Origin of the sequence: Amphibacillus sediminis NBRC 103570, assembly GCF_001552275.1 — a bacterium.
Taxonomy (GTDB): domain Bacteria; phylum Bacillota; class Bacilli; order Bacillales; family Amphibacillaceae; genus Amphibacillus_B; species Amphibacillus_B sediminis.
The window spans coordinates 115,733-141,851 of record NZ_BCQW01000004.1 but is presented as its reverse complement, the minus strand read 5'-3'; the positions used below and the strand labels follow the sequence as shown (position 1 = coordinate 141,851).

Annotated in this window: 22 protein-coding genes and 2 pseudogenes; 4 read left to right on the top strand and 20 right to left on the bottom strand. The window is 39.4% G+C overall.

The features are described 5' to 3' along the window. The first annotated feature begins 13 nt into the window (after window positions 1-13). Entirely contained in the window at window positions 14-820 is an 807-nt protein-coding gene (gene phnE, locus ASE01S_RS04980; protein ID WP_067839228.1) for a phosphonate ABC transporter, permease protein PhnE, read from the top strand. A 225-nt stretch (window positions 821-1,045) separates the two neighbouring features. Here the strand turns inward: phnE and ASE01S_RS04975 are convergent, their stop codons facing one another. From ASE01S_RS04975 to ASE01S_RS04930, 11 genes and pseudogenes are all read right to left on the bottom strand, one after another. Further along, entirely contained in the window at window positions 1,046-2,440 is a 1,395-nt protein-coding gene (locus tag ASE01S_RS04975; protein ID WP_067839225.1) for an L-cystine transporter, read from the bottom strand. Window positions 2,441-2,745: 305 nt separating this feature from the next. Then, window positions 2,746-3,830: pseudogene (locus ASE01S_RS16455) on the bottom strand (RNA-guided endonuclease TnpB family protein). A 291-nt stretch (window positions 3,831-4,121) separates the two neighbouring features. Continuing rightward, window positions 4,122-5,099 carry a D-alanyl-D-alanine carboxypeptidase family protein gene (locus ASE01S_RS04965; RefSeq protein ID WP_067839222.1) on the bottom strand — a complete coding sequence of 326 codons (978 nt, stop codon included), beginning with the start codon at window positions 5,097-5,099 and terminating at the stop codon, window positions 4,122-4,124. A gap of 91 nt (window positions 5,100-5,190) precedes the next feature. Further along, on the bottom strand, window positions 5,191-6,336 hold the full coding sequence (gene vanS, locus ASE01S_RS04960; protein WP_217995637.1) for a vancomycin resistance histidine kinase VanS: 1,146 nt from the start codon (window positions 6,334-6,336) through the stop codon (window positions 5,191-5,193). Then, the gene (gene vanR, locus ASE01S_RS04955; protein WP_067839216.1) at window positions 6,314-7,012 is read right to left on the bottom strand and encodes a VanR-ABDEGLN family response regulator transcription factor; all 699 of its coding nucleotides are present in this window, start codon (window positions 7,010-7,012) and stop codon (window positions 6,314-6,316) included. The genes vanS and vanR overlap by 23 nt, the downstream gene beginning before the upstream one ends. 18 nt (window positions 7,013-7,030) lie before the next feature. After that, window positions 7,031-7,273, bottom strand: a complete 243-nt coding sequence (locus ASE01S_RS04950) for a single-stranded DNA-binding protein (protein ID WP_067839212.1) — start codon at window positions 7,271-7,273, stop codon at window positions 7,031-7,033. Window positions 7,274-7,414: 141 nt separating this feature from the next. Next, window positions 7,415-8,980 carry a recombinase family protein gene (locus ASE01S_RS04945; protein WP_067839210.1) on the bottom strand — a complete coding sequence of 522 codons (1,566 nt, stop codon included), beginning with the start codon at window positions 8,978-8,980 and terminating at the stop codon, window positions 7,415-7,417. After that, window positions 8,970-9,398 carry a recombinase family protein gene (locus ASE01S_RS04940; RefSeq protein ID WP_050355281.1) on the bottom strand — a complete coding sequence of 143 codons (429 nt, stop codon included), beginning with the start codon at window positions 9,396-9,398 and terminating at the stop codon, window positions 8,970-8,972. Before ASE01S_RS04940 ends, ASE01S_RS04945 begins: the two co-directional genes overlap by 11 nt. A 5-nt stretch (window positions 9,399-9,403) precedes the next feature. After that, a complete protein-coding gene (locus tag ASE01S_RS16595) occupies window positions 9,404-10,243 on the bottom strand; it encodes a recombinase zinc beta ribbon domain-containing protein (RefSeq protein ID WP_281176874.1) in 840 nt (279 codons plus the stop codon). Further along, window positions 10,185-10,964, bottom strand: coding sequence for a recombinase family protein (locus tag ASE01S_RS16590; protein WP_281176873.1), 780 nt, complete (start codon window positions 10,962-10,964; stop codon window positions 10,185-10,187). The genes ASE01S_RS16595 and ASE01S_RS16590 overlap by 59 nt, the downstream gene beginning before the upstream one ends. 61 nt (window positions 10,965-11,025) lie before the next feature. Further along, a complete protein-coding gene (locus tag ASE01S_RS04930) occupies window positions 11,026-11,262 on the bottom strand; it encodes an SHOCT domain-containing protein (RefSeq protein ID WP_067839207.1) in 237 nt (78 codons plus the stop codon). Window positions 11,263-11,635: 373 nt separating this feature from the next. On the opposite strand from ASE01S_RS04930, the pseudogene tnpA reads away from it, so the two are divergent. The 3 genes and pseudogenes from tnpA to ASE01S_RS04915 all read left to right on the top strand — a co-directional run bounded on the left by tnpA (window position 11,636) and on the right by ASE01S_RS04915 (window position 14,485). Beyond that, window positions 11,636-12,073, top strand: a pseudogene (tnpA, locus tag ASE01S_RS04925) (IS200/IS605 family transposase). A 420-nt stretch (window positions 12,074-12,493) separates the two neighbouring features. Beyond that, window positions 12,494-12,892: an RrF2 family transcriptional regulator gene (locus tag ASE01S_RS04920; RefSeq protein WP_067839205.1), complete on the top strand. Its 399-nt coding sequence runs from the start codon at window positions 12,494-12,496 to the stop codon at window positions 12,890-12,892. Window positions 12,893-13,120: 228 nt separating this feature from the next. After that, entirely contained in the window at window positions 13,121-14,485 is a 1,365-nt protein-coding gene (locus tag ASE01S_RS04915; RefSeq protein WP_067839202.1) for an MATE family efflux transporter, read from the top strand. Window positions 14,486-14,743: 258 nt separating this feature from the next. Here ASE01S_RS04915 and ASE01S_RS04910 read toward each other — a convergent pair whose 3' ends face one another. The 9 genes from ASE01S_RS04910 to ASE01S_RS04865 form a co-directional block, all read right to left on the bottom strand. Next, the gene (locus ASE01S_RS04910; RefSeq protein WP_067839199.1) at window positions 14,744-15,397 is read right to left on the bottom strand and encodes a peptidoglycan recognition protein family protein; all 654 of its coding nucleotides are present in this window, start codon (window positions 15,395-15,397) and stop codon (window positions 14,744-14,746) included. Continuing rightward, the gene (locus ASE01S_RS04905; RefSeq protein ID WP_067839196.1) at window positions 15,394-15,810 is read right to left on the bottom strand and encodes a phage holin family protein; all 417 of its coding nucleotides are present in this window, start codon (window positions 15,808-15,810) and stop codon (window positions 15,394-15,396) included. The genes ASE01S_RS04910 and ASE01S_RS04905 overlap by 4 nt, the downstream gene beginning before the upstream one ends. A gap of 84 nt (window positions 15,811-15,894) precedes the next feature. Continuing rightward, the gene (locus ASE01S_RS04900; protein ID WP_217995636.1) at window positions 15,895-18,333 is read right to left on the bottom strand and encodes a glycosyl hydrolase family 18 protein; all 2,439 of its coding nucleotides are present in this window, start codon (window positions 18,331-18,333) and stop codon (window positions 15,895-15,897) included. Window positions 18,334-18,359: 26 nt separating this feature from the next. After that, window positions 18,360-18,929 (bottom strand): hypothetical protein, encoded by a 570-nt coding sequence (locus tag ASE01S_RS04895; RefSeq protein ID WP_067839189.1) that lies wholly within the window; start codon window positions 18,927-18,929, stop codon window positions 18,360-18,362. 222 nt (window positions 18,930-19,151) lie between these two features. Next, window positions 19,152-21,671 carry a phage tail spike protein gene (locus tag ASE01S_RS04885; RefSeq protein ID WP_067839186.1) on the bottom strand — a complete coding sequence of 840 codons (2,520 nt, stop codon included), beginning with the start codon at window positions 21,669-21,671 and terminating at the stop codon, window positions 19,152-19,154. Window positions 21,672-21,676: 5 nt separating this feature from the next. Next, window positions 21,677-22,450 carry a distal tail protein Dit gene (locus ASE01S_RS04880; RefSeq protein WP_067839183.1) on the bottom strand — a complete coding sequence of 258 codons (774 nt, stop codon included), beginning with the start codon at window positions 22,448-22,450 and terminating at the stop codon, window positions 21,677-21,679. Between the two features lie 15 nt (window positions 22,451-22,465). Further along, entirely contained in the window at window positions 22,466-24,922 is a 2,457-nt protein-coding gene (locus ASE01S_RS04875) for a phage tail protein (RefSeq protein WP_067839180.1), read from the bottom strand. A gap of 209 nt (window positions 24,923-25,131) precedes the next feature. After that, entirely contained in the window at window positions 25,132-25,515 is a 384-nt protein-coding gene (locus tag ASE01S_RS04870; RefSeq protein ID WP_067839176.1) for a hypothetical protein, read from the bottom strand. Window positions 25,516-25,517: 2 nt separating this feature from the next. After that, window positions 25,518-26,117: a major tail protein gene (locus ASE01S_RS04865; protein ID WP_044037664.1), complete on the bottom strand. Its 600-nt coding sequence runs from the start codon at window positions 26,115-26,117 to the stop codon at window positions 25,518-25,520. Window positions 26,118-26,119 lie beyond the last annotated feature (2 nt).

The window sequence follows — 26,119 nt, the reverse complement described above, 5'->3', positions numbered from 1 at the left end:
AGAGGGTTTAACCATGAATCATATTGAAAGAAAGTTAGCTGCAGCGCCAAAGAACTATACTTATATCCTGTTTATAACGCTGATCGTTACCGGTTTATTTGTCTGGTCTGCGACTGCTGTCAACGTAAACGGGATTGAAGTGAGCGGATTAGCTATTGCCAAAAGCATTGTCTCCGGCATTTTCACTCCGGACTTGGAATTACTCTTATCCTTTAATACCCAAGGTGTTGCTTATCTATTAGTTGAGACCATTGCCATTGCTTTTTTAGGAACACTGATCGGCTCCATTCTAGCAATTCCATTGGCCTTTTTGTCCGCTTCAAATATTGTGCCAAAGCCCATTGCCTTTGTGACACGCCTATTTCTTATCTTTATTCGAACTGTCCCTGCACTCGTATACGGATTAATGTTCATACGTGTGACAGGACCTGGACCATTTGCTGGTGTTTTAACGATTGGTCTTACTTCCATTGGAATGTTGGCAAAACTATATGTAGATGCGATCGAAAATTTGGATACCAGCATCTTAGAATCATTGACTTCAATTGGGTGCACGACTTTTGAAAAAATTCGTTACGGCATTATTCCACAGCTTATATCCATGTTCTTATCGATCATGATCTACCGCTTTGATATCAATCTAAGAGACGCTTCTGTCCTTGGTCTAGTAGGAGCTGGCGGTATTGGGGCACCTTTGATCTTTGCCATGAATGCTTACCGATGGAATGAAGTTGGTTCGATTCTCGTCGGTCTCATTATCCTTATTTTAATCGTAGAATTCGTCTCTAATAAACTTCGAAGTAAGCTGATTAATGGCTAAATATAGGTAAAGTAAGAGGCATGAGGTGCCTCTTACTTTACCTTTTACTGATCAATGGCTAACGCTTGCCTTTTCACCATTCATTAACCCATAGTCCTGCATGTTAATCAATTCAATTGGAGCCCCTTACTTGCTAGAGCAACATTAGTCTTATCCACTAACACCAGAAGAGCGTACACCTAAAAAAGCAGTTATTCCCCATGCACAGGAATAACTGCTTTCAAATTAAATCTCCGTATTTTCAACAACGGCATGTTTATTATTAAATTTCGTTTGGTCCAGAGTACCAAGCACTTTCGACGTGATGGTACCTGATACCATACTTCCGTTAACATTTATCGCTGTTCGGCCCATATCAATCAATGGCTCAACGGTAATAAGCAAACCAGCTAATGCGATTGGTAAGCCCATCGATGATAGGACGATAATGGCTGCAAATGTAGCGCCACCGCCAACTCCAGCAACACCAAATGAACTGATCGCTGTAATTAAAACAAGCTGAATAATAAATTCCGGCGAGAATGGATTAATTCCAACCGTTGGAGCAATCATAACCGCAAGCATTGCTGGGTAAATTCCCGCACAAGCGTTTTGACCCATGGTAGCACCAAATGATGCGGACATATTTGCCGAACCGTCATCTACCCCTAGCGCCTCTTTTTGAGCGGTAATGTTTAATGGAATCGTTCCTGCACTGGAGCGAGAGGAAAAGGCAAATACCAATACTGGCATGACTTTCTTAATAAATGTCACCGGGTTTAACCTAAATCCACTTAAGATAAGCATATGGATTATTAACATGACAACCATTGCGACATAAGAAGCAATGACAAACTTCCCAAGTTGCACAATACCAGCGAAATCAGTGGAAGCCACCATGTTTGCCATTAACGCTAAAACCCCAAATGGTGTTAAGCGCAAAATGATCGTAACAAGACGCATGACCACCGCGAATATTGAATTGATCACTTTCATAAACATTTCGGCCTGTTCTGGTTGTTTCCTGCTTACGCCAAGTGCGGCTACACCGACAAGCAAGGAGAAGATAACAACCGCAATAACGGATGTCGAACGCGCTCCTGTCATATCTAAGAAAATATTATTCGGTATAAAATTAATAATCCGCTGTGGCATTGTTTCCTCTGCCATTGACTCAAATCTTTCTTCCAAAGAAGCACCACGTTCTGTTTCGGCTTGCCCTGCTTCAATTTGTTCTGCATTTAAATCAAACAGAAGCGAGCTTCCAATCCCGACTATTGCTGCAATCAGCGTGGTAGAAATAAGGACACCGATCACCCAAGCAGCCATTTTACCTAGCTGTTTTGTCTCTTTTAGATTAATGATGGAACGAATAATGGAAAGCATAACTAGTGGTACAACAATTAGCATTAAAAAGCGGACATAGCCACTCCCAACAATGCTATACCAATCTAATGTACCTATAAGAATATCAGAGCCTTCCCCATAAATAAGTTGCAGTAATCCACCTAAAACGATCCCAAGTCCCATAGCTGTAAAAACACGTTTCGCATAAGAGATGTGCTTTTTTTGCATATAAACCAATAGACCAATTAAGGTAAGGAAAACAACCGCATTTAATGCAATAAACCAATTATCCATTGACTATATTCCTCCTCAAAAATGATGTTAATAATTCCAACAGAAACAGTATGAATTAAAATCATAAACCTATTTTATGATTATTATTTCACAGGAATGCTCCTTATATTTTTTTTACCTAAGGCATATGCTCGTGTGTCAGTTCGCCAATGCAAAAAAAGACTTCCAGACAATAACGACACATAATGCTTACGCTTGGATTAAATATCTGAAATCCATTTCCAAGTAGGGTACATTACTTTCTATTTTTTTCTGCATATCTTCTAGTAGAATTTTAACTTTTTCATTGTTTTTTTGCTATTTATTTAGAAATTGGGAAAAGTAATATAGGAGTAAATCCCTCTATAATTTAGGAAAAAAGACAATTTAGCAAGCCAAAATGAACTGAGATTATTTTCGGTTAAATAGCCTTCCAAAAATGCCTTAATAAATAGTTGTGCAAATTTCTCTCTTGCTTTATTTTCATTTTCATCAATAGATTGAACAGCATGATATAAAACAATTGCAATATCATAAATAAACCAGTTGTACTCACAATCTCCAAAATCAAATACAATAATTTCATCATTATGGACATAGAAGTTTCCTTGATGCAGGTCATTATGTATCAGTCCATACCCATTTTTATCCTTTGGTAGTTTATTAAGTTCACCTACAAATTCCTCCCATTTTTGAACTACAACATTACTAACTCCCTTAAAATTACCAGTAAATAGAGGCCCCATATTCCAATCTTGCTTTTTTCGTTGTTCTCGTTTTAATTTCTTTTCCATTTTAGCGGTGAACCGATGATTATCCACCTTTTGACCATCAGAAAGAATCGCAAAGTCCCTAATACCTAAGTCGATGCCGATAGCTGATTCTGTTTTCTCTAAGGGTTGTATGTCTATTTTAGCAAGAATGGATATGAAGTATTTCCCACTTGGATGGCGTCTGATGGTGGCATGGAGAACTTGTCCTTTTACTTCACGACTTTTAGCAAAGCGAACAAGCCCCAATTTAGGGAGTTTGATTTGGTTACCTTCAATCGAGATATTTCCGTTTGTCTGCTTCGTTGTATAGGATTGAACATGGTTTTCTTCGATTTAAAACGAGGTTTGCCATTCTGCTTCTTAAAGAATCTGGAGAAGGAATCTGCAAGGTTTTTAAGGGAGGATTGGATCGCAATGCTGTCTACTTCTTTTAACCAGCTTAATTCTTGCTTCAGCTGCGGTAGTTGAGCGGAACAAGCACGATACGTCAGTCCTTTCCCCGTTTCTTTGTACGTATCATTCCATTTAGCTAAAAAATGATTAAAGATAAAACGAGAACAGCCGATGGTTTTCGCAATCTGTCTTTCCTGTTCTTTCGTTGGATAGAGACGGAATGGATAGGCTTTGTTGGCGAGCAATGCTTTCACTCCCTTCTGTTATGATAATCCATCCATTATACCATATTTTGCATGGAGAATACATCATTTTAGGGGGGAGACACATGCAAGAAACAAAGAATTTAAGCACGCGTATACAAGCTATCTTTCGGTGATAGCACGTGCACTCAAACAGTCGGACAATCGAGATGCAACGAGCCGGCTGGTTTGATGTCTTTTACATTGTCGGTAGTCGGAAACAAGTCAAAGGCACTTTTTGCACTATCGGTAGGCGGGAACATATCAACACCTTAATAAAATCTTATGAAAAACTTATTGTTTCCCGATTCTATTGTATACAACTAATGCATCGGTAATATTATACTGTTCAGAATAGATATCTCCTTTTGCACCAGCTGTAATCAATATATATTCTTTGTGATCCACTTTGGCAAGACTCGCAAGACACAGACCAGCTTCATCGGTATATCCAGTTTTCCCTCCTAAAATTTCTCCATCAATAATGTTTTGATTGTTGAGTTTTTCAAACATGGTATTGTTAAAGGTTATCCCTCCAGGGTGCTTATTCGTGGGTTGTGTGGAATGACGAGACGAAGTAAAAATTTCCCTGAAAGTATCATTTTGCAAAGCATAGCTTAGAAGAACAGCCAGATCTTTCACTGTTGTGTAGTGGTTTTCATTGTGAAGTCCGGTGGTATTTTCAAAATGAGTGTTGTCCATCCCTAGATCTGCCGCCTTTTGATTCATCATAGCTACAAAGTCCTGCTCCGAACCAGCAATCTGATCCGCAAGCCCAATACAAGCTTCTGCACCACTTGGAAGCATCACCCCGTATAAAAGGTCAATAGCCCTTACCTTCTCACCTGGCTGGAAACCGGCCATAGAAGCATTAGCACTGTAAAGACCATTAAAGGTATAGTGGGTAAGTTGTATTTCTTTCTGCAAATTTGTCAAATTTTCTATAGCAACAATAGCTGTCATCATTTTAGTCAATGAAGCAGGATAGATCTTTTCCTCGCTATTTTTTTGCATCAGAGTGGTTTGATCTTTTAAACGGATCAGAATCGCATTAGTACTGTTCAGTTTATCGGGAGATATAGAAATAGAGGAATCGGGTTCTATCTCTGACGAGGGAATAGGCGTTGTTTTATCGACATATTCTTTCTCAAACTCATGTTGGTTTCCCGGAGTAATTTTGAATTTGAAAACAAAAGCAAAAACAACAACTATCAATAAAAATATTACAAATTCGCGTATTCCTGACTTTTTCTTTTTTATTTTTCGTACCATAATAAATACCTCCTTATTCTGCGTAAAATTATTTAACCACAGAACAAGAAGCTATGTTGGAATTCAATCTTATGAACTTCTTAAGATTTTCTTAAGACGGAAGCTTTACTGTAAATGTAGTATTTTCCGGGTTGCTTTCTACAGAAGTCGTTCCATCGTGAGCTGTGACAATTTCTTGTGCGATTGCCAAACCTAGCCCTGCTCCACCGGTCTTTGAGGAGCGTGCAGCATCTAATCGGTAAAATTTTTCAAAAATAGTATCAATCTTTGTCTGTGGAATTGGATTTCCCTGATTCATAAAAGTTATAACAATATTTTCGTCCTGCTGCCATGCAGAAATATCAATGACACTATTTTCATCGCTATAGGCTATGGCATTTTTCAGAATATTATTGAATACACGGGCTAGTTTGTCTGCATCTCCCCACAGAGTGAGTCCGTCAGGCACATTGACAGATATCTGCTTTCCCTGTGGAGCCAGCATTGGATAGAATTCATCTGCCATTTGCTGGAGCATGAACAGTAAATTGATTTTTTCTTTATTCAAAACAATAGTTTGAAGATTGAATCTTGTGATCTCGAAAAACTCATTGATAAGCTCTTCTAATCGATAAGCTTTTTCCAAAGTAATACCGACATATTTTGATTTCTGTTCAGGAGGCATATCAGGAGCTTCATCCAGAAGACTTAAGTACCCTATAACGGATGTAAGGGGTGTCTTTATATCATGAGCCAAATAAACGACCAAATCATTTTTGCGCTGTTCGGCATCAAGTGCAGCTTTTTTTTGCTTTTCCAAGTTGTTTTTTATTTGATTAAGCTTATTTTCCATAAAATCCAATTCCGGTGATAATGTAATTTCATCATTGGATTCCTCAACAAGTTTATCCATTCCACTACCTATTTCATCAAAATATTTAGTAAACCACGAAATTGAAAATCTAAGCAAAATAATTAATAAGATGATGATCACAATAAGTGTAATAAGCTCTTTATTATAAAGAAAAATATACCGATAAATTATTACAGCATCGCTTTCACTCAAATAAAACTTATTCTTTAAAAATTCTACAATACTCTCTCCAATATTGAAATTGTCTTGAATTACATCACGCAAAAAAATAACAGTTGCGATCGTGGCAAAAACAATAAGGAGCACTCTAAAAAATACTTTTCTTTTTAATTTTGTATAATCATTGTTTCTCTTATCTCTGTCACTTTTCAATTTTATAACCAACCCCCCATACCGTTTTGATATATTTAGGATGTTCCGCGCTATCGTCCATTTTTTCTCTTAAATGTCGAATATGAACCATTACCGTATTATTGCTGTTACTAAAGTACTTGTCTCCCCATACCTCGCGAAACAATTCTTCAGAGCTTACCACTCGTCCTCGATTGGAACAAAGAACCCAAAGAATTGAAAACTCCGTAGGTGTAAGCGATAACTTTTTCTCATTCAGCGTACATTCACGAGCATCCATGTCTAACACCAAGCCGGAAAAGGTAATCAAGCGTTCTTCCTGTTTTTGCTCTGGAGAATTATATTTGGTAAATCTTCGGAGCTGCGCCTTTACACGAGCAACTAATTCCAAAGGACGGAATGGTTTAGTGATATAGTCATCGGCACCTAATGTCAGCCCGGTAATCTTATCGATTTCTTCTTCTTTAGCTGTCAGCATAATAATCGGAAAATTATGTTTTTCCCTAATCTTCCGACAGATAGTAAAACCATCAATATCTGGCAGCATAACATCAAGTATCGCAAGCTCCAACTGTTTCGACTCAACACATCGAAACGCATCTTGACCGTTATAAAATTTGTATACTGTAAAACCTTCATTTTTTAGATAAACTTCAATTAGATCTGCTATAGCTTGTTCATCGTCAACAACTAAAATATTGATACTCATAAATTTTATCCCTTCTTCCTACTTGCCAATTGTCTTTTTATACCGCTGCTGGTTAGATGAAGTCTTTTCAATAGCCTTTATGTTACCTTCCATTTTATTTACGTAGTTTAAAAATAAAGTCCCAAGCAGAAGTCGATACTTTCTGGGTATTCTATTCCATACATAACCCTTGAACAGATCTTTAACAAGAAAGACTTCACCTTTGTTCAAGTTTTCAGTTTCCTTAATAGCTTGTTCTAGTAACTCATTAACATCGCCCATGTTGTCATCTCCTTATCAATAACAATATCAACAACATTGTTAATAAGATTATATGCCTTTTGCCAATCCTAGTCAATAAAAAGAAAACCACCAATCAAGAGAATATATCTCCTGAATGGTGGTCATTCATGAAGGTTATGTTTATACATCTACTTCTACACCAGATTTAAATTCAATAGTTAGTTTATCATCATAGACCGTTATTTTCTCTATAAGTCTCCTTACTAGCTGCTCATCATACTCCTCGAGAAGGGTGGATTGTTCATTAAGGAGTTTTTCCATCTCTTCTAGCCTTTGCTTGGAACCTTTTTTGCCTGCTTCTTCTGCTAAAGCCTTATGCCTTTCCTCCCTAAGCCTATAAATCTCATCGGCTATATCGTTATAATCTTCTTTGGAATTGGCCAGCCTCAAAAGATCTTTTTGTAATTCCTCTAGCTTTTTATCTATCTCGGAAACAATATTATTGTCCGTTTCACTTATCACTGTTTCTATATTTTCCTTTAAGGTAAGCAAAAAGCCATCCTTTTGCCCTATTAGTTTATTAATTGCATCCACCGTAGCAAGGCCTATCATATCCTCCAGCACAGTTCGGGAATGACAAGTTAACCCTGTATTCTCAAGTCTACTGACGCATCTCCAAACAATCGATTTTTTACCTCGATTATTCCAATGAACTCTACGGTATATTTCGCCACACTCTCCACAGAAGATAATTTGCGAAAATACATGATTTGAACTAAAGTTTCTTTTCTTTCCACTAGTACTTATATGTCCTCTACTTCTACGAACTAACTCTTCTTGTACCTGCATGAAAATTTCACGCGGGATAATGGCTTCATGGTTATTCTCTACATAATACTGAGGTACGATTCCGTTATTCACAACCCTCTTTTTTGTAAGAAAATCTACCGTATAAGTTTTTTGGAGCAGTGCATCACCAATGTATTTTTCATTGCTTAATATTTTCCTTATAGTACTGGAATGCCACCTTTTTTTCCCCGCTCCCGTAAGTATGCCATCAGCTTCAAGTCCTTTTTTGATTTTATCCATACTGGAGCCTTCAAGATACTCTCGGTAAATCCTTTTGACTATTTCAGCTTCCTCCGGCACAATTACTAATCGCTTATTTTCATCTTTGGTATATCCTAAAAACCTAGAACAATTGACCATTACCTCTCCCTGTTGGTATCGGTATTGGTAACCAAGCTTTACATTCTGGCTTAATGACTGGCTCTCTTGTTGCGCTAAGGATGCCATAATGGTAAGCATAATTTCACCTTTGGCATCCAGTGTATTGATATTTTCTTTCTCAAAATATACCGCAACATTTTTATCTTTAAGCTTTCTGATGTATTGTAGACAGTCCAAGGTATTTCTAGCAAATCGGCTTATTGATTTGGTAATAACCATATCAATTTTCCCAGCCATGCACTCATCAATCATTCGATTAAATTCGTTGCGATTTTTTGTATTTGTGCCGCTGATACCATCATCAGCAAAGATCCCTGCAAAAGCCCACTCTGAATTCTTCTTTATAAACTCTGTATAGTGTTCAATCTGCACTTCGTAACTACTAGCCTGCTCATCACTGTCTGTAGAAACTCGGCAATAAGCAGCGACCCGAAGTTTTGGTGTTTCATCTTCTTTTCGATTGTTGCCTACACGTTTTATTGCAGGTATAATCATTACATTTTTGTTAACTGCCATCTTGCTGCACCTCACTTTCTATTAAGCTGTATACATATTCCGCTTGTGTAAAAGGATTTGTATACTTCTGAATTACTTGTCCTATGGAAAACTTCTTATAAATAGTAGGTTTATCTTCTGTCTTGGGTTCAAAGATTCTACCTAGCTTTTTTGCTCTCTTTACCCTCTCTGCTTCTGCTCTTTCGTAGGTCTCTTTATCAATGATGGCAGGGTAATAATCATCACCAAGATAACGTTCATTTCTTAGCATCCTTCCAGCAGTTCCATGATAAGCATCTATTCCAGCAGACTTTGCCGCGACCGATAAGGAAAGGCCTGATAAGTAACCCTTATACAAATTCCTAACCTTTTCAGCTTTTTCTTCATCGATAACTGCTATTCCATTCTCTATCCTATAGCCATAAGGCGTATGCGCCACTTTTCTCACATCCTTTCCCTTAGTGTGATTCCACATTTCAGAACAAAACCTATCTCTACCCTTGAGAAAACGATAATTTTTTCAATATGATCATTGAAAATTTCCTCGTTAAAAGTGTTTATCATTTCAGCCTTATTTGTAAACTTTATTAAGTTACTGACTTCCTGCACCTTTGATAATTCTCCATTTAAAGCATGAATTAAAGCTTCTTTTTGCCCCATATAACTATCTGCTTCCATTTGCAGTTCATTGTTTTCTCTGTTAAAAAGGGCAGGTTCTAGATAACCCTTTGCCATAAGCTTTACAAGCAGTTCTCTCTGTTCTGCATTTTTTTCAATTTGCTTCTCTAATTCCTGAATTCTTGAAAGGTTATCTGAGTTACTCATTCCACGCAAAGCATCTAATAGTGGTTGTAGAATAAGTTTTCTACCGAAAATCAGCTTGTTAATCATAGTAACAAAGGCCGTCTTTATATCCTCATCTCGAATAAACTGCATTGAACATTCTGTTATCTGCTTTAAGTGTTTACTACAACACCAGGCTACATATTTTCTTGTGCCGGATGAATGAATTCGTCTTTTAAAGGTGCTACCACATTCCGAGCAAATAATTTTTCCGGAGAAAGAATACCGGTTTTGGTACTTATCATTACGCTTTTCTATTCCCTTTTCTTTTGCCCTTTGATTTAAGGCAACCTCTACTGCTTCAAACACTTCATGGCTGATAATTGCCTCATGGTGATTTTCTATTAAATATCTGTTTTTCTCACCATAATTGGTGCGCTTATTAAAACGGGAATCTGTATAGGTTTTTTTGCAGTATAACATCCCCGGTATATTTCTCATTTTTTAGAATTCCTCGAATTGTTGTAGCAGTCCAACGACCACCTCTTTTGGAGGGGATACCCTTTTGATTAAGATCATCTGCTATTTTCTGTGTACCCTTGCCTGATAATACTTCTGCGAAAATATACTTCACAATTTCTGCTTGCTCAGGGTTTACCACCATTTGACCATCAATGTTGTCATAGCCATATGGTGGGTAAGAAATCTTAAAAGTTCCGTTCTGAAATCTCCTTTGAATTGCCCACTTGTTATTTTCCGAAATGGAGATTGACTCACTTTCTGCAAGCCCGCTTAATATAGAAAGCATCAACTCACTTTCCATTGACTGGGTATTGATATTCTCTTTCTCGAAATAGATGTAAATACCCAGGTCCAACAGCTTACGAACCATCTCTAAACAATCCGTAGTGTTTCTTGCAAACCTACTAATGGACTTTGTAATAATTAAGTCGATCTTCTTGTTTTCACAATCTGACAGCATCCTGAGAAGTTCCGTTCGGTTTTCTTTTTTGGTGCCACTAATTCCCTCATCATAATACAAGCCAACATACTCCCATTCTGGGTTTGCCTTTATATAAGTCTCATAATGGGATTTTTGTGCTTGTAGACTTACTAACTGTTCATCACTACCCGTAGAGACACGACAGTATGCGGCTACTCGTAGTTTGGGTTTGATAATCGATGTAACCTTATTTCCTTCTATTTTCGTTATCTTTTTCATCGCCTCACCTCCTTCTTGGTAGGTCACATATTACCTCTGAAATCCTTATATATCAACGAATTTAGGGCATTATCTCTGCTAAGAAAGGAGAGAAAGATTGGCGATTAAGTGCGTCTATCTTGTTGAATTCTACTTCTGTTATTAAACCTTTTTGGAGCATCTTTCTAAGTAATTTCTCTGCTTGAATATAATCAAACTCACGCTGTAGCTGCTCCTGTGACATTTTCTTTAATTCGATGCTTTTGTCTATAACCTCGTCCGAGATCTTCATTACTTTTTTATCCTCATGCTGATTCACGTAGAATCACCTCCTACCTAATAGCCGCGGGAACAGGTCGAAGTTGAGGATTTGTAAAAATAAAATAGAATCAGAGCATAAAAAAAGAGCCTGCAAGGGAATAACCCCCACAGGCTATATACATCTAATAGTTAATTTTTTAGGGAAACTCTGTAAAGCTAAAGCAAAAATGCTTTTTTACTCGCTCCCTTTGATCAATCATACTTAATAAATGCATCCGTAAATCCTGCCTTTTTAGCTTTGGCAAGCTGTGCCTCAGCATTTGCTTTTTTCTTATTTAATTTCCAAATGCGTGGTCTAACTCCACCGGCTTTAGACGGTATAAGCTTTTAGCCTTTGTTTTCGATGTCCATACTAGTAGTGAGGTGACAGTATGGACGGATACAACAGAAATGGACATGCAGTATTTGATATCAAGTACCATATTATTTGGGTGACAAAGTATAGATACAAGGTACTACATGGACCAATAGCATTGAGAGTAAGGGAGTTAATCAGGCAAGGTTGTGAAGCGAGAGGAGTTACCATCTTACAAGGAAGTGTAGGGAAAGACCACATTCATTTATTGATTTCATGTCCACCAAGTTTGGCTCCAAGTAAAATCATGTAGTACTTAAAAGGAAGATCATCAAGATTGTTGCAAGATGAGTTTCCAGAGTTGAAAAAAAGATATTGGGGACAACATCTGTGGGCAAGAGGATACTTCTGTGCAACAGTAGGAAATGTAACGGAAGAAATAATAAGAAATTATATTGCTAATCAATTTACTGAAGAGAGAAATGATATCTTCAAAATAGAGGATGAGTTCTAGTCTAATTTTGAGTGAGCTTGAGCTTAGGGACTTTCAGAAGAACTTTAGTCTTTAGTAATGACTTTAGTCATCGACATTTATGTCAAAATCCACCTGCTTTAAGCAGGTGGTCGTTTAAGTTTATTAGTTTTTTTCTGTTCGTCAATTCGGGAAGGGGGGACAATGCCAGTCAGTACAAAATAGACGCATAGAAGTGCTACACCTTTTTTGTTTCGTAAGATTTTTGTTTGATAGCTTAATTTTACATTAAAAAGGGAGAAGATTCCTTATATTTGGGACATTTTTTGAAAGTTGTTTATAAAACATGGTTTAGCTCAGGCCTATGTAGATAAAACTAAGGAAATTAATATTGACAAAATTAAAGGCATCTGATATTATCATAGATAAATACAGTCTTTAATATCCTTAAGGAGTGTTAATATGAAATATACAAAAGCTACGAATTATGCTTTGCACACAATATCATTCATGATTGAAAGGGGGCAAAACGAAAAGTTAAGTGTACATGTACTAGCAGAACGCTTCCAAGTGTCTGTTACTTATTTATCTAAAATTTTAACCCAACTTGTTAAGGCTGGGCTGATTGAATCTGTATCTGGCGCTAACGGGGGCTATACATTACGAAAACCTCCCGAAAATATTTCTTTCATGGATGTAATTTGGGCAATTGAAGGAACTGGTGCATTTTTTGAATGTGGTCTGCAACACGAATCTAAATGTCCTCTACAAAAGGTAATGAATGAGGCTGAAACCATGATGGAACAGTATTTACAGAAAAAAAAACTTATTGATACTGTTTATATAGTGGCAGATGAATAACTATAATGCTTTGCTAAGAACCATCTAATAATTTTTATTTACAATAATTAAGGACTATATATGTCTATAATATCCTTACAATTCCATATTGCAGAAAAAACTTATTGATACTATTTCTATAGTGACAGATGAAAAACTATAATGCTTTGCTTAAGAATCATCTAATATTTTTATTTACAATAATTAAGGACTATATATGTCTATAATATCTTCAAAAGGAGAAATGATATGAGTAAAATTAATGAGCTTGAGAGCAAACCAGTAGGAAAATTACTCTTACAATATTCCATGCCAGCCATACTTGGGTTATTCGCAAATTCTTTCTATATTGTTATAGACCGTATATTTATTGGAAATATACCTAATATTGGGGCTATAGCTTTAAACGCGGTAGGTCTTACAGTACCTATCACTACGATCATTTTGGCATTATCAGCGATGATTGCATTTGGTTCCGCTGGCAATATTTCTATCAAATTAGGACAAGATAAGCGAGAAGAAGCTGAAAATACGCTTGGAAATGCCTTTGTACTTTCGATAGTGGTAGGTATAACAATTACTGCGTTGTTTTTTGTTTTTCAAAATAAAGTATTTGCTTTTATCGGAACTCAAGGAGAAACGCTTTCTTATGCAAAGTCGTATACAACAATTATTGTACTAGGTACTGTATTTAACATGTTAGGATTTGCCTTGCCAATTCTTGTGCGTTCTTACGGTAATCCAACTTTCTCTGCGATTATAACATTGACAGGTTGTGCTCTTAATATTGGATTAGATGTTCTGTTTATTCCTGTATTAAACATGGGAATAGAAGGCGCAGCCGTAGCAACTGTATTGTCACAGTTTGTAACGGTCATTCTTGGATTAGCTTATTTTAAAACACAGAAGACGACGCTACATATTGAAAAGAGAATTTTCAAAGTCCAGCCTAAATTAGTGAAGGAAATTGTTTCTATCGGTTTATCACCCTTTTCCAATCAACTCTCTATTACTGTTGCGCAGTTTGTAAGCAACTACGCTTTAAGGCTATATGGTGGAGAATCAGCGGTCGGAGCTATGACTATTATAACATCAGTTGCCTCTATGTTCTTAATGCCCGTTTATGGAATTGCACAAGGAATGCAACCAATTGTCGGATATAATTATGCAAAAAAGTTATATAAACGAGTTATAAAGACTCTGGCTCAAGCTATTATATTAGGGCTTGCTATATTAGGAACGGGTACTTGTCTAACATTATTATTCCCGACATCCATAGTAGGACTGTTTAACCATAATTCAGAGCTTGCGAACATTACGCTTGTTGGTCTTACAAAGTACATGCTTTTACTTCCATTTGCTGTTATTCCAACATTCGGTTCCGGTTTTATGTCATTAACGAATAGAGCTAAAACTGCAGTATTCATAAATATAACAAGACAAGCCATTATTTTAACATTAGTTATTTGCTTTTTGCCGAGATTAATTGGAACAAATGGTCTTTGGTTCGCACAGTCAATAGCAGATATTTTATCTAGTCTCCTTGTAGTACTAGTTTTTGTCAAAGGATATGGACATATCTTTCAAAAAAATGAAAATATAAAAAGTGAATAAAAGAATCCTAAACCAATGCTTTTCTGCTACGTGCTACGATAAACCAATAAAATAGCTAATATCCGCCATATGAAAAAAACGTGAGTTTGGTGGGAAGCGTTCCTGTTCAAATACCTTTGCCCTCTAGGCTCATAAGTTTGGAGGGCATTTATTATGTGTAAATATTACTTTTAATTGCCACATGAGTCTTCACTTCATATTGATGGATGGATTTAGTCAAAGTTTTCTTCCTGTACACACTCAGAATGCTTTAATAATTTATGGCTGTCTACTTCGGCCATTTTTATGGGAAGGGCTCCCAATTTGTAAACGGTAATATTTCTTTTTCGCTGATTCTGCTGATTTTTCTTCTTCGCTTAGAAGTTTCTTAACATCTGCTCTAAAGGTATCCATGGTCTTCCCATGCTTAGGAAACCAGTGCATAACATCCGCATGGTTACTAGCTATACCTTGCTTATAGCCTTCACTATGACAGATGATATCCTTCTCACTTAGTCCATAGAGTTTGCAAAGATGTACACAAAGCTCTACTGCTTCCTTATAAACAGCAGAAAAATACGAGGCATCGGTTAGACCGTCCTCGCAAATTTCAAAACCTATATGGGTATTATTCGCATCTCCTCCAGCATGCCAACCACGATGATTCCATGGTAATGTTTGATAGGTGGCAACGGAGCCATCTGCTAATTTTCCAATAAAAGCATGGACACAAACTTGACGACCTCCGGGTTTATCCTGATTCCAATGATTGTTGTATTGATTCTTTCCGAGCAAACCGTCATCCGGACCAACATATCTCTTCAACCACGGGTTATTAGCCCCTGTTGAGTGAACCATTATACCCTTTGGTGTTATAGTTTTGCCTGCTTTGTAGCAGGCATTGTTCGTAAGTATTAATTTACGTAGATTCATTTATAGTCCTCCTTTTCACTTCTGTTGTGAAGCTGCTCTAATACATCCTTGAGTTTCTGTGGTACAGGCAGACCAACATGAACAGCATTTTCAAGTATGGATATGCCTTCATTTGAAAGATAAAAAAATATGACCGCTGTTCGTATAACAGAGCCATCTCCAATAACGTTTTTATCAATAATGTGACCGATTGCTACCAATGAAAAGATGAGTACTTTCTTGAATATGCCGCGAAAGCCTACCTCGCTGGATAGTTTCTTATCAAGCACAGCACACATCAAACCTGTGATGTAATCAATCACAACAAAAGTAAGTAAAGCATATAAAAATCCGTCCCATCCTCCGAGAAAATATCCGAGCCAACCACCAACAACAGCAAATGTCACTTGAATCCAGTTCCAAATTTCCTTCATTATCTTAACCTCCTATCATTTTGATTACATAAAAAAACGCCAACCGAAATAGGCAAGCGTATACTTTTATAGTTTATTTTTCCTCTATATTTGCTTTGGCAAAGCTTCCCATAGCCGCATATCTTCCTGTCCCAATGACCAGATAGCAATACCCCGTAGGTCCCAACGATAAGCCGCTTCGTTTGACCAGTAGACCAGTGAATCCACATCTTGATAGTACAAAATTGAAAAGCCATCTGCATCACCGAGAAACAACCGAGATATCCAGACGTTTATATCCTTTGGTATAACCTTCGCTGTATAATCTGCATTGCATGGTATCTGCAAGAGATTACTATGATAAAAGTCATAATCCATGGAAATATCCTCACTTCTGGTGGAGGCTTCCTCTACATCAGCTGTAAGAGTAAATACATGAAACTTACTATCCCAAGTTACACCATTCCTAGCAATTCTGCCATACTGCATAAGTGATCCGTCTGGCATGGTGACATCAAAGGCTTCGTAAGGTTCATAAGTCCATGCATCTCCCAAGCGGAGAAGTTCACATTTTATATGCCCATCGGACTGAATCCCACAATAGCCACCCGTACTTGAGATGTTTGCAGTAAAACGAAGTGTGTTGGAATTCCCAGAGTAGACACGCACCTTATTTCCACGTTTCCTCATTTCAATGAGATACATATTCGGATTGGTGCGGATGTCAGCATCTGAAGTCTTATAGTAACTTGCCGGATAACTACCAAGTAATGTAGAGCCTTGGTAAAGCTCCACTTGTTGGGCATCAATGTTGATACAACAAAACACATTCCCACAAAACACTCCTGCTCTTCCGCTACCGCTCATAGGAAAGGCAATTCTAGCACGAATATGCACATCACTAAAGCTGTCGTATTTCCAGGCAAGCTGACCACTTCCTTCAAGCTGAGAATACGGGCGATTGCCATTGTCATCAGGATTTTGCCATACACTCCAACTCCCCGATAACGTCTGCCAGTAGCTTTCTGGCAGGATGACGGGATCTCTAAAGTCTTCATACCAAGCTAACGCTGAATCCGGCTTACGGCGCAAAACCTCTGTAGTAAGCTTAAACCCTTTGTCGGGAACAGCCATGTTACCATTTACGTCTTTGAAGCTTCGTGGAGATAAACTGAAGGTTGCCTCTCCAGCAGAAGGATATTCACTAAAATTAGAACAAACCCGGAAACCATAAAATTGAGTACCAACTACACCACCTTCAATCGTGATGCTATGTGTTCCTGCTAGGAGATTTACATTAGTGGCAAGTTCTGCCCAGAAAGTTTTCCTCCAGTATGGCCACCACAGACGATTCTCTGAGTAGCTAACCACTGTACCGTCAATTGCAATTGTGATACCATTCTTATCCCAGAACGGAAAGCAAAGCTGTACAACTACATCATAAGTACCTGATTTGTCAATTGTAAAGTTGTACTCCGCTTTACCTTCACTTGACGAAAGAGTGATCATTCCATTACCAACCACAACACCATCTGTGTAGCTGTCTGGTTCACCATCTCGGTTAACATATATAGTTCCAAACTCCGACTTTTGTGTTTTCCCATAACAAGTAAGATATTTTCGCCGATTATATGTTTCAGCAATAATAGGAGCTTCTCGTGATACTGCATCCCAGCCTTCCATATAATCGTAGACATGTGGCAGCGCCCATGGTACTTTATCGTGATCATCCCAGTAGGAAATGATTGGGATAAATGGTTGTGGAGGCTGATCATTTGTAAAGTTATACACCCCAGTCATCCAGTTCTTAGCTGCATAGTAAGTGTTCGATGTACCGCGATAAGTCTTACCTAGGTTGGATGGATAGTCGTAAATCTGCCAATTCCAACCGTAACCAGGTAAACCCATATATACTTTTTGTGGTGACATAGCTGTAATAGCATAATTGTAGATACCTTCAAGCCAGCTCCTTGGTGATACTGGGCCTGGAGCTGAACCTGCCCATGCCATGCCATAACTCATGATTGCTGCCGTATCACAATAATCGTTAAGGTCGGCATAAACACACCAATTTTCTCCACCAACCGAGCCTTGCACACCCGTCATTCCAGGTAAGCAGATATTTACTAGTTTTGATGAATCATAGTTTTTAACAGTCGAGTATATATCAGCGAATAGAGCATTTGCGGCAGCACGGTTCTCAAATCCACCACCGCGCTCTAAATCGATATCTACACCTGCACACCAAGGGTATTTGTTCATAATACGTACTATTTCTGAGAGGAATTTCGACTTTGCACCACCTTCGTTATTTCTCAGAGCCGTAAATATGCTCTCTGTCCCATGATTCATAATGGTAAGTAACCATTTGATATGTGGCCACTTTGTACGATATGGAGTAAGGGAAGAAACGCTAGTACCTGTTTCCATTATCGTGCCTGTGATGTCTACCTCAAAAGTGAAAATACCAACAGTATCTAAGCGGGCACCGTAATCGTTCAAAGCCTGATACATCCGAGCATTGCCCATGAAGGACCATACCATACAGCGTTTACCCTTAATATAATCTTTCATGGACGCAGATCCCCTTTCAGCATTTCTTTGTATTCGAAATATACCCTAGCAGATTTTCTGTCTTGTAGCTTCACTTGGTGCTTACTATCAGTAGCAGCTGTGTATTGATAGAATCCATGCTTCGGCGTGGGATAGCCGTTTCTCAAACACTCTCTTGTTGAAGCCTTTAGTGCAAATTCATCACCTGGGTAAGCCTCTGAATCAAATTTTACCTTATGTGAACCCATCCCCTGTGAAAGCTGAATACTGCCAGCTTCCATAGCTTGCAGGGGGTAGATATAACAATCTAGCCCGCTTGAAGTTTCTCCGAGGTTAAAAATAATGATTGTGTCTCCACTACGGACTACACCATTGTGGAAACGTACCGGATTAGGCGAATGCTTTAGGAACGTTTCCGTGTGTAGCGTGTATCCTGTCAGCTTGTCACCCTCCTGAAGTTGTAGGTCGGTGAAATAAATCGAACCCGTACAGTTGGTAATAAGGGGACGCACAGTTATACTAACTATACGCTTTTCTGATTTTACTTTTATGACTTCCGCAAAACGTATAAAATTACTTTCCTGCATAGCCATCACCTACCCGTCGTTCGTCCACTTGATTTCGCATACATGACCGACCCAGCCAGTGGCTATAGAACCTGCCTGCAGCATAATGTCAGTGAAATATACTTCTCCCGTGCAGTTTGAAACTACCAACCGAATGGTGATAGAGTGAAGCTTCCCATACCCTTTAGGTGTTGCATCACGAGCAATTTGTTGAAATACAGCCAAATCAATCACCATCCTTTCTTAAAACAGGTCAATAAATCTCGTTTCAGTAGTTCCATCTTCAAACTCAAATACTACCTCGATACCCACTTGTCCATCTATACCTTTTTGGAGATTTTCTGATCCTATTTGTGCTGATATGGTGTAGTTACGGCGGGATGCAGGGTATACTGTTTGAGCCATACTTTTTGTAGAGGTTGCAGAACCTACCGCTTTAAATGAAGCTGTACCTGTCACACCTTTTTCAGTGTCCACCTCAAAACCTGAATTCTGCCAATAAGCAAAGCCATCGTCTGCTCTACTATTACGCAGATGGTTAAACGGCACCATATCTTTAATTTCCTGCCCAATGAGGTTGCTTTGGCCGAGCTGATCAGCGAGAATGCTAGAAGACGTATCCCCAAGTTCACGAAGTTTTGATGATAATTCAAGTACAGTTTTCCATGGCTCCTGAAGATTGTATTGTCTGCGAACAACCCTTGTTTTGATAGTAAGATTCAAATCTCTATCATCCACCGTCACAATGTCGCCAAGTGACCACCTTTCATGCTCATAACCTGTCAGCACAGACAAATCCATCGCTGATAGCACATAGGAAACACGGGGCTTTGAAAATTCTGCGAGTCGCATATTCGTAAACTCAAGCATTTGATAAGGATTTGTGAAATTCGAAAGATCGAGTGTTGAAACCCGCACCTCATTGCAATATTCATAGTTTTCTACATATTCCTTGCCACTATTGATCGTGGCAAAGGTCATGCCATCTTTACCATGGGCATATAGCCTTGTCACCAGAGAGCGGGTATCAACAACCCTCTTGATACCTGTAAGGTTTTTCTTATAGGCAAATAATGCACCACTATCTCTACCACTAAATGTAAGTAAATTTACAAGACGGTTTCGACTATCAAATACTAAGTCTCCACCGTGAATCTGTTGCGTCATTCTGAGTATGGCCAATGCATTCTTCTCTTGGCATTGCCATGTCCGTTTGGTAGTGACATCAACTACACCAAGAGACCATCCTGTGCCTTCCAACGCATAACTCATTGGAACAGAGGGTAAATCGGCATTAAACTCTCGCGGCTGTTTTTCATCTGAAAAGGTCAAATCATAAAATGCTGCTTCCGCATATACGGTGGTCAGAATCCCTGTTCCATCTGCTCCTTTTTCATCTGTCAGTGTCCTTATGCGATAAATGTCATATGCAACCTGAACCTGTTTTTCATTATCTAAATATACACGTTTACTATCATTCCATGGCAGTTTGAATTCCAAAGTATCTGCGCCATTAATCTCTCCCGTTACGATGATGTCATATGCATTTTCAAGTACTGCTTCCCATGCGCCATTCTCGTCCAGCACGACAGGTCTAGCAAAACCCAGTTTTTCATATGGAGCTTTCGGTATGTCGTGAAGTGTGATATCCAAAAGTTTCGGTGTAACCAAGGGATCAATAGTTGTAAGTGTAATCCTATAACGAATAAAGTTACGGTTTGGAGAAATCAGTTCACCGTTGGAACCCACCTCCTGCCACGCCGACCAATCCTGCAAATCGTCTGACGTAGCCGTCTCTATAGTAGAAATAGAAGTCACGCCTGCTGTATACTCCGAAGTTACAGACACTCGACCACTACCCGCAAGAGAACATTCTGCAGCTATAGTCGTAAGTTGCCCAACTTCAGGATATCTGTTGTTATTATCTTTGAGGAGAGTTACCACACCAGGTTCTGTAATAGCATCAATCGCACCACTAGTATCACCGCCATTGGCAAGCAATGACTGTTTGAAATGGCGTTCTAAATCCTCAATTGTAAGCTGTGAATTCACTTCGATAAACCAATCATCAAATCCACCTGCATAATAATACTGATTTGCATGCATTCCAATCACAATGTCTGCTGTACAAGATGGATTTAATGTTCCCGTGAATGTCCGTTTGGGTGCAATCCAGACCGTTCCGTCTGCTCGGTTACATAGAATAAACTGCGATGCCTTGGCATTCACTTCAATAATTGCTGCAATAAAGTACCATCCACCATTAACCATGTTAAAACTTGGTGTTTCACTCTGGTCGAGGATCAGTGAACCAGAAGAGTTATATAACATCATTCGAGGTCTGCCTTGGTACAGGGACAAGTATAGAATAGGTTGACCCGGACCTTGTCTTGTATTAAACAGCGGAATAAATGTCTGTCCTACAGAGTAGGTAGTTGGGTTTATCCATCCACCTACTGCGATTTTATCGCCTAAATTGGAGAAAAATGTACCATCATTCTTTGCAATCAAGTAGGTTTTCTCTGATGTCGGATTAACAATATTCTGGCGAAAAAAACGTCCATAGCGACCATTTGGGAGACTTGCCGATGTGCCAGACCAGCCCGATATAGCGATGTGCCGACCATGACCACTCGCATCGACAAGTTTAACATCGGAGTCGGGTCCAGACTCATTGAATCGCCAAAGAGCAAGTGTATTCTCGCTTACAGGAAACTCACCCGTAAAGTCAGTTTGTGATGTCAATATTGATTTAATTGCCATTTACATCACCTCCATCGGCTTTTTGCTTGTATTTTAAGCTCCATAAAATCCGCCCCTACAGGAGTAATCGTCACAGTATTGTTACCCTTACGAAGCACAGGAAAATTAAGTTCTTGCATAAGCGGTAGGCCGTTACGTAGTGTCTCACCACTAGTATCAACGACCTTTGCTGTGACCTTTCCTGTATCAATTATTAATGTTTCACCATCATACAAAGGACCAATAACACGAATTTCTTCATTGTTAGTCTGAATGGAAGCATATGTGTTTGTTCCTGAAGGAATTATTCCTTTTATCAAATACACTGGTTCGGAGTCGGCATTGCCTTTTAGCCTTGTAACGATATTTTCTCCCTCGGCTGTTATGGTATAGGTTTCATCCGTTAAAGCGTAGGCATGGGGATCTGGGCAAACAAATTTCAAATCAAATGCACCGGCTGAAAGAATGAGTCTGTCACAGTCTACTGCTTCTGACAGACGGGCAATGAAATAACGGTCAGGTACATCGTCCAACACAAGTTGTTGCACCCCACGTTCAGGATTCAGCCAATCAGCAAGGTTATCCATAACAGATACCAATTTAGAAAATTTATATTGTGGGTAGACATTACAATGAACTGTGATTATTTTTTCTGCACTATCGCTACCAAAGTCAGCAATACCAGGCTTGCCAGGTATCGTTACAAAGGAATTTCTCAATGAGGGCGATGCTTGCCAGTTTGTAAGCCTAGCATTTATATTCATTGATTGCGATGATATGCCGTTAAATGTGAACCCCATTTTCATCCTCCTTCCTTAAGCGGGATTGAATCGTCCTTGTGCCCTCGATCCGGTTTCCATCAAGTTATACAGTTCCTGTGAAATCCTGCGGATATCGTCCTCGGATCGAACTATCATCTGCTGTATGGTGATAAGCGAACCACCAAAACCCCCAGTACCGACTGACCCATTGATAGAACTTCTAAGGTTTATACCTGGTGTGCTAAAGTCTGTGGGGATAGCATTTTGCATATCCTCACCAACCTGCGCCATCGTCTTCTCAAAACCTTGACCAAGCCCTTGTGCCATATTGTCACCAAGTCCTGCAAAAAGTGCAGAAGGTGAACGAATACCAAAGAAGTTTTTGATTTTATCCACCACACCACCAAAGAAACCAGATATTTTCCCCCAGAGCCATGCTCCCGCATCAGAGATCCCTTGCCATAGACCTTTGATAAGATTGCCACCAACTTGAGCCATCTGCCCAATTGAACCCGTAAAACCCTTAACTAAAGCTACGATTATCTGTGGGACAGCTTTGACAACTTCTACGATAATAGTAGGTAGGTTTTTAATCAGTGATACTAAAAGTTGGATACCCGCCTGAATTATCTGTGGGATGCTGCCAATAATTGCATTGACAAGCGAGGTAATAATCTTAGGTATCGCCGCCACCACAGTAGTGATGATGAGTGGTAAATTTTGAATTAAGGAAATCAACAGATTCACCCCGGCATCAATTATTTGGGGGATTGAGCTAAGTATCGCCTTAACTAAACCATCAATTATCTGTGGGATTGCAGCAACTATTGCTGCAATGATTTCCGGCAATGCTTCAACTAGTGAAACCAAAAGCTGTATACCTGCATCGATAATCTGCGGAATGGAACCAATAATAAAGTCAACTAAAGCGGTAATGATGGCGGGTAATGCGGCAATTAACTGCGGAATAGCGTCAACTAGACCTTGGGCAAGCCCCATAATAAGCTGAAAGGCTGCCTCCAGTACCATTGGCAAGTTGTCAGTTAATCCTTGTACAATCTGTGTTACAGCAAGAACTGTTGCTGGTATGAGTTTTGGTAAAGCCAACCCGATGCCTTCTACAAGTGCAGTGACCAGTTCCACTGCAGCATTAATTAGGAGTGGAAGATTATCAATCAATGCCCCAACAATCGTCATTACAGCTTCAACAGTGGCTGGTATGAGTTCTGGCAAAAGACTCAGAATTGCCCCCAGTACTTGAGAAAACAGTTCCGTAACAGTCCTCAGAAGCATAGGAAGCAAGTCTCCCACAGCTGATAATATCGCACCTGTTGCCGTAGGTAATGCAGTTACGATATTCTCTAAAACTGGGACAATATTAGCAACAACCGATTGAAATGCATCTACAAGATTCTGTGTCAAATTCGTCATATCTGCATCAGCATTGCCAAGTCCTGCTGTAAACGAGCCGAGTGCGGCTTGGAGTAAACCAAGCGAACCTGTGACGGTTTCTGTTGACTCTCGTGCAAAGTTCCCTGCATATTGCTCTGTGTTTTCAAAGAACATTTGCATTGCGACTTCAGCTTTTTCTGCTTGTGTAGCTGTATTCCAAGTGAAATCTAGGCCTTTTGCCAGTGCATAGGCCTCGATATTGGTAGCATTCATAGCAACACCAAGGTTATCCATCATGGTGAAATTACCCTTTGCTGCTCCTGCTACTGAGTCCAGTGCCACTTGCATATCAATACCCATTACAGATGCCATATCCGCTGCTCGTTGCATAGCTTTTTCTGTCAGTTCAAGGCTTTTGCGCTGTTCTATGCCAGAGCCTTGGAACAATGCACCCATTTTGTTTGCCGTAGCAAGATACTCACTTTGGGAAACACCGAGATTTTTGTAAGCCTCTTCACCATCTTTTTGAATTGATGCGGCATATTGACCGAATACTGCCTCAGAGCCACCGAGGTTCTGTTCTAACTCTCCGAACTGAGCAACTACCTCTTTACCAAGCTTAATCGCAGCAGCTCCTGCGGCAACAGCAACTGTACCCATCGCCACACCGATACCTTTAAGGACACCGCCCAGCTTCTCAAACTTGCTACCAGTCTCATCTGCAATATTACCTGTATCCTCAAGTTCCTCTCCAAGATCATCTGCTTCATCAGCTGTCTCTTCTAGTTCTCGTTCCATATCATTAAGTTGGGCTTTTGCATTATTCAGCTGAATAGCCCAATTTTGTGTACGTCTATCGTTCTCGCCAAAGCTCTCAGAAGCATTTTTTAGAGCGGCTTCCAGTGTAGAGATTTTATCCTTCTGTGCTTCAATGGCTTTGTTCAAAACTTCATTTCGAGCGGTTATCGCCTGAACACTTTTATCATTTCTATCAAATTCCGAGGACACGAGTTTCATCTCACTACCTAGAACCTTAAAGGATTGATTGATATCACGAAGGGCATTCTTAAACTCTTTTTCTCCCTCAATGCCAATCTTTAAGCCAAAATTATCAGACATACGTTAATGCCCTCCTTTCTAATTCAATCCTTCGGGAATAATATCCTCAATGAAGAGTTCTCGCTTCCGGCTAGCAAGCCCCAAGAACTGGCGATGACAATCCCACAAGTCCATGAGAAGCCCTAATGGTGTGAGCCATGTTTCTTCCTCAGTACGGTTCAGATGCACTGTTCCGTAATAAAGAAGCCGAGTAAACAATTCATCATCACTTACTCGGCCTCGGTGTTTTTTGAGTTATCTTCACTTTCAATATTTCTCTTTGTTCCTTTGAACATAGCTTCTGTAATGGCACTTTTATATGTTGCAAGTTCTAGTGGTGAGGTGAGCAGTTCCACCTCATCCTCGGTCAACACATCCTTTGGAGCTTCTTTATTTTTAAGATTGTGAATGAGAATGGATTGGTTTGCCAAGAGAGTAATAAGCCATATTATCTCATCCAAAGCCATCTCAAAGTTTTCGGATTTCAGCAATTTGTCTCCCAGATTTTCCAAACCACCATAGCGACGGGCGACTTCTTTTGTAGCTTTGGTCGTGAGGATAAGCTCATGTTGCTGTCCGCCAATATTTATCGTTGCACTTCTATCGTTATCCATCCTTATTCACCTCCGCCAGAAACAGCAAAAACAGGTTCATAGACTTCCGTATACCAACCACTGATAGTAGCTGGTAAAACTCCTTCATCATCTTCATTGACCTCCGCTTTCCACGGATGATTACCATTTCCATCTAATTTATTTCTGCGCGATACAGTTCCCTCAATGGTTGGTGTAGAAAAAGTGATAGAATCTCCCTTTGTAGCCAGGTTGGTTGAAGGAACACCAAACTTTACCCTGTATAGCCAGAAGTAGCGGTAATGTCCATTTGCCTTTTTCGCTCGAAAACCGATAGCAACAGGGCTTCCTCCATCCTCACTAGCTGAAATAAGTACACCATTATCATCTGTAGTTGCTCCTGTGAGACTCTCAGCAGCTTTACGTCCAATGTCATCCACACCAAGGGAGAGTGTTCCGTTTTTGAATTCTTTTATAATCTCTGCCGCTCCGTCATCAGCGTAAAGGGTAGCTTCCGCAAGCTCAATGGATAGCTCTGCGGAGATTGCCTTTGCCAGCATAACGGGCGTACCGTAGGTTTCGTCTCCGTTTTCGTCCTCTGTAATGGGAGCATAATAGAGACGGTCAAGTCCTATCGTTGCCATAA

What these genes read in the sequence shown, in the direction of transcription:
- phnE (WP_067839228.1), top strand. Translation starts at nt 14, where the DNA reads ATGAATCATATTGAAAGAAAGTTAGCTGCAGCGCCAAAGAACTATACT.
- ASE01S_RS04975 (WP_067839225.1), bottom strand. Translation starts at nt 2,440, where the DNA reads ATGGATAATTGGTTTATTGCATTAAATGCGGTTGTTTTCCTTACCTTA.
- ASE01S_RS04965 (WP_067839222.1), bottom strand. Translation starts at nt 5,099, where the DNA reads ATGGTACGAAAAATAAAAAAGAAAAAGTCAGGAATACGCGAATTTGTA.
- vanR (WP_067839216.1), bottom strand. Translation starts at nt 7,012, where the DNA reads ATGAGTATCAATATTTTAGTTGTTGACGATGAACAAGCTATAGCAGAT.
- ASE01S_RS04950 (WP_067839212.1), bottom strand. Translation starts at nt 7,273, where the DNA reads ATGGGCGATGTTAATGAGTTACTAGAACAAGCTATTAAGGAAACTGAA.
- ASE01S_RS04945 (WP_067839210.1), bottom strand. Translation starts at nt 8,980, where the DNA reads ATGGCAGTTAACAAAAATGTAATGATTATACCTGCAATAAAACGTGTA.
- ASE01S_RS16595 (WP_281176874.1), bottom strand. Translation starts at nt 10,243, where the DNA reads ATGAGAAATATACCGGGGATGTTATACTGCAAAAAAACCTATACAGAT.
- ASE01S_RS16590 (WP_281176873.1), bottom strand. Translation starts at nt 10,964, where the DNA reads ATGAAAAAGATAACGAAAATAGAAGGAAATAAGGTTACATCGATTATC.
- ASE01S_RS04920 (WP_067839205.1), top strand. Translation starts at nt 12,494, where the DNA reads ATGAAATATACAAAAGCTACGAATTATGCTTTGCACACAATATCATTC.
- ASE01S_RS04915 (WP_067839202.1), top strand. Translation starts at nt 13,121, where the DNA reads ATGAGTAAAATTAATGAGCTTGAGAGCAAACCAGTAGGAAAATTACTC.
- ASE01S_RS04910 (WP_067839199.1), bottom strand. Translation starts at nt 15,397, where the DNA reads ATGAATCTACGTAAATTAATACTTACGAACAATGCCTGCTACAAAGCA.
- ASE01S_RS04905 (WP_067839196.1), bottom strand. Translation starts at nt 15,810, where the DNA reads ATGAAGGAAATTTGGAACTGGATTCAAGTGACATTTGCTGTTGTTGGT.
- ASE01S_RS04900 (WP_217995636.1), bottom strand. Translation starts at nt 18,333, where the DNA reads ATGGTATGGTCCTTCATGGGCAATGCTCGGATGTATCAGGCTTTGAAC.
- ASE01S_RS04895 (WP_067839189.1), bottom strand. Translation starts at nt 18,929, where the DNA reads ATGCAGGAAAGTAATTTTATACGTTTTGCGGAAGTCATAAAAGTAAAA.
- ASE01S_RS04885 (WP_067839186.1), bottom strand. Translation starts at nt 21,671, where the DNA reads ATGGCAATTAAATCAATATTGACATCACAAACTGACTTTACGGGTGAG.
- ASE01S_RS04880 (WP_067839183.1), bottom strand. Translation starts at nt 22,450, where the DNA reads ATGGGGTTCACATTTAACGGCATATCATCGCAATCAATGAATATAAAT.
- ASE01S_RS04875 (WP_067839180.1), bottom strand. Translation starts at nt 24,922, where the DNA reads ATGTCTGATAATTTTGGCTTAAAGATTGGCATTGAGGGAGAAAAAGAG.
- ASE01S_RS04870 (WP_067839176.1), bottom strand. Translation starts at nt 25,515, where the DNA reads ATGGATAACGATAGAAGTGCAACGATAAATATTGGCGGACAGCAACAT.
- ASE01S_RS04865 (WP_044037664.1), bottom strand. Translation starts at nt 26,117, where the DNA reads ATGGCAACGATAGGACTTGACCGTCTCTATTATGCTCCCATTACAGAG.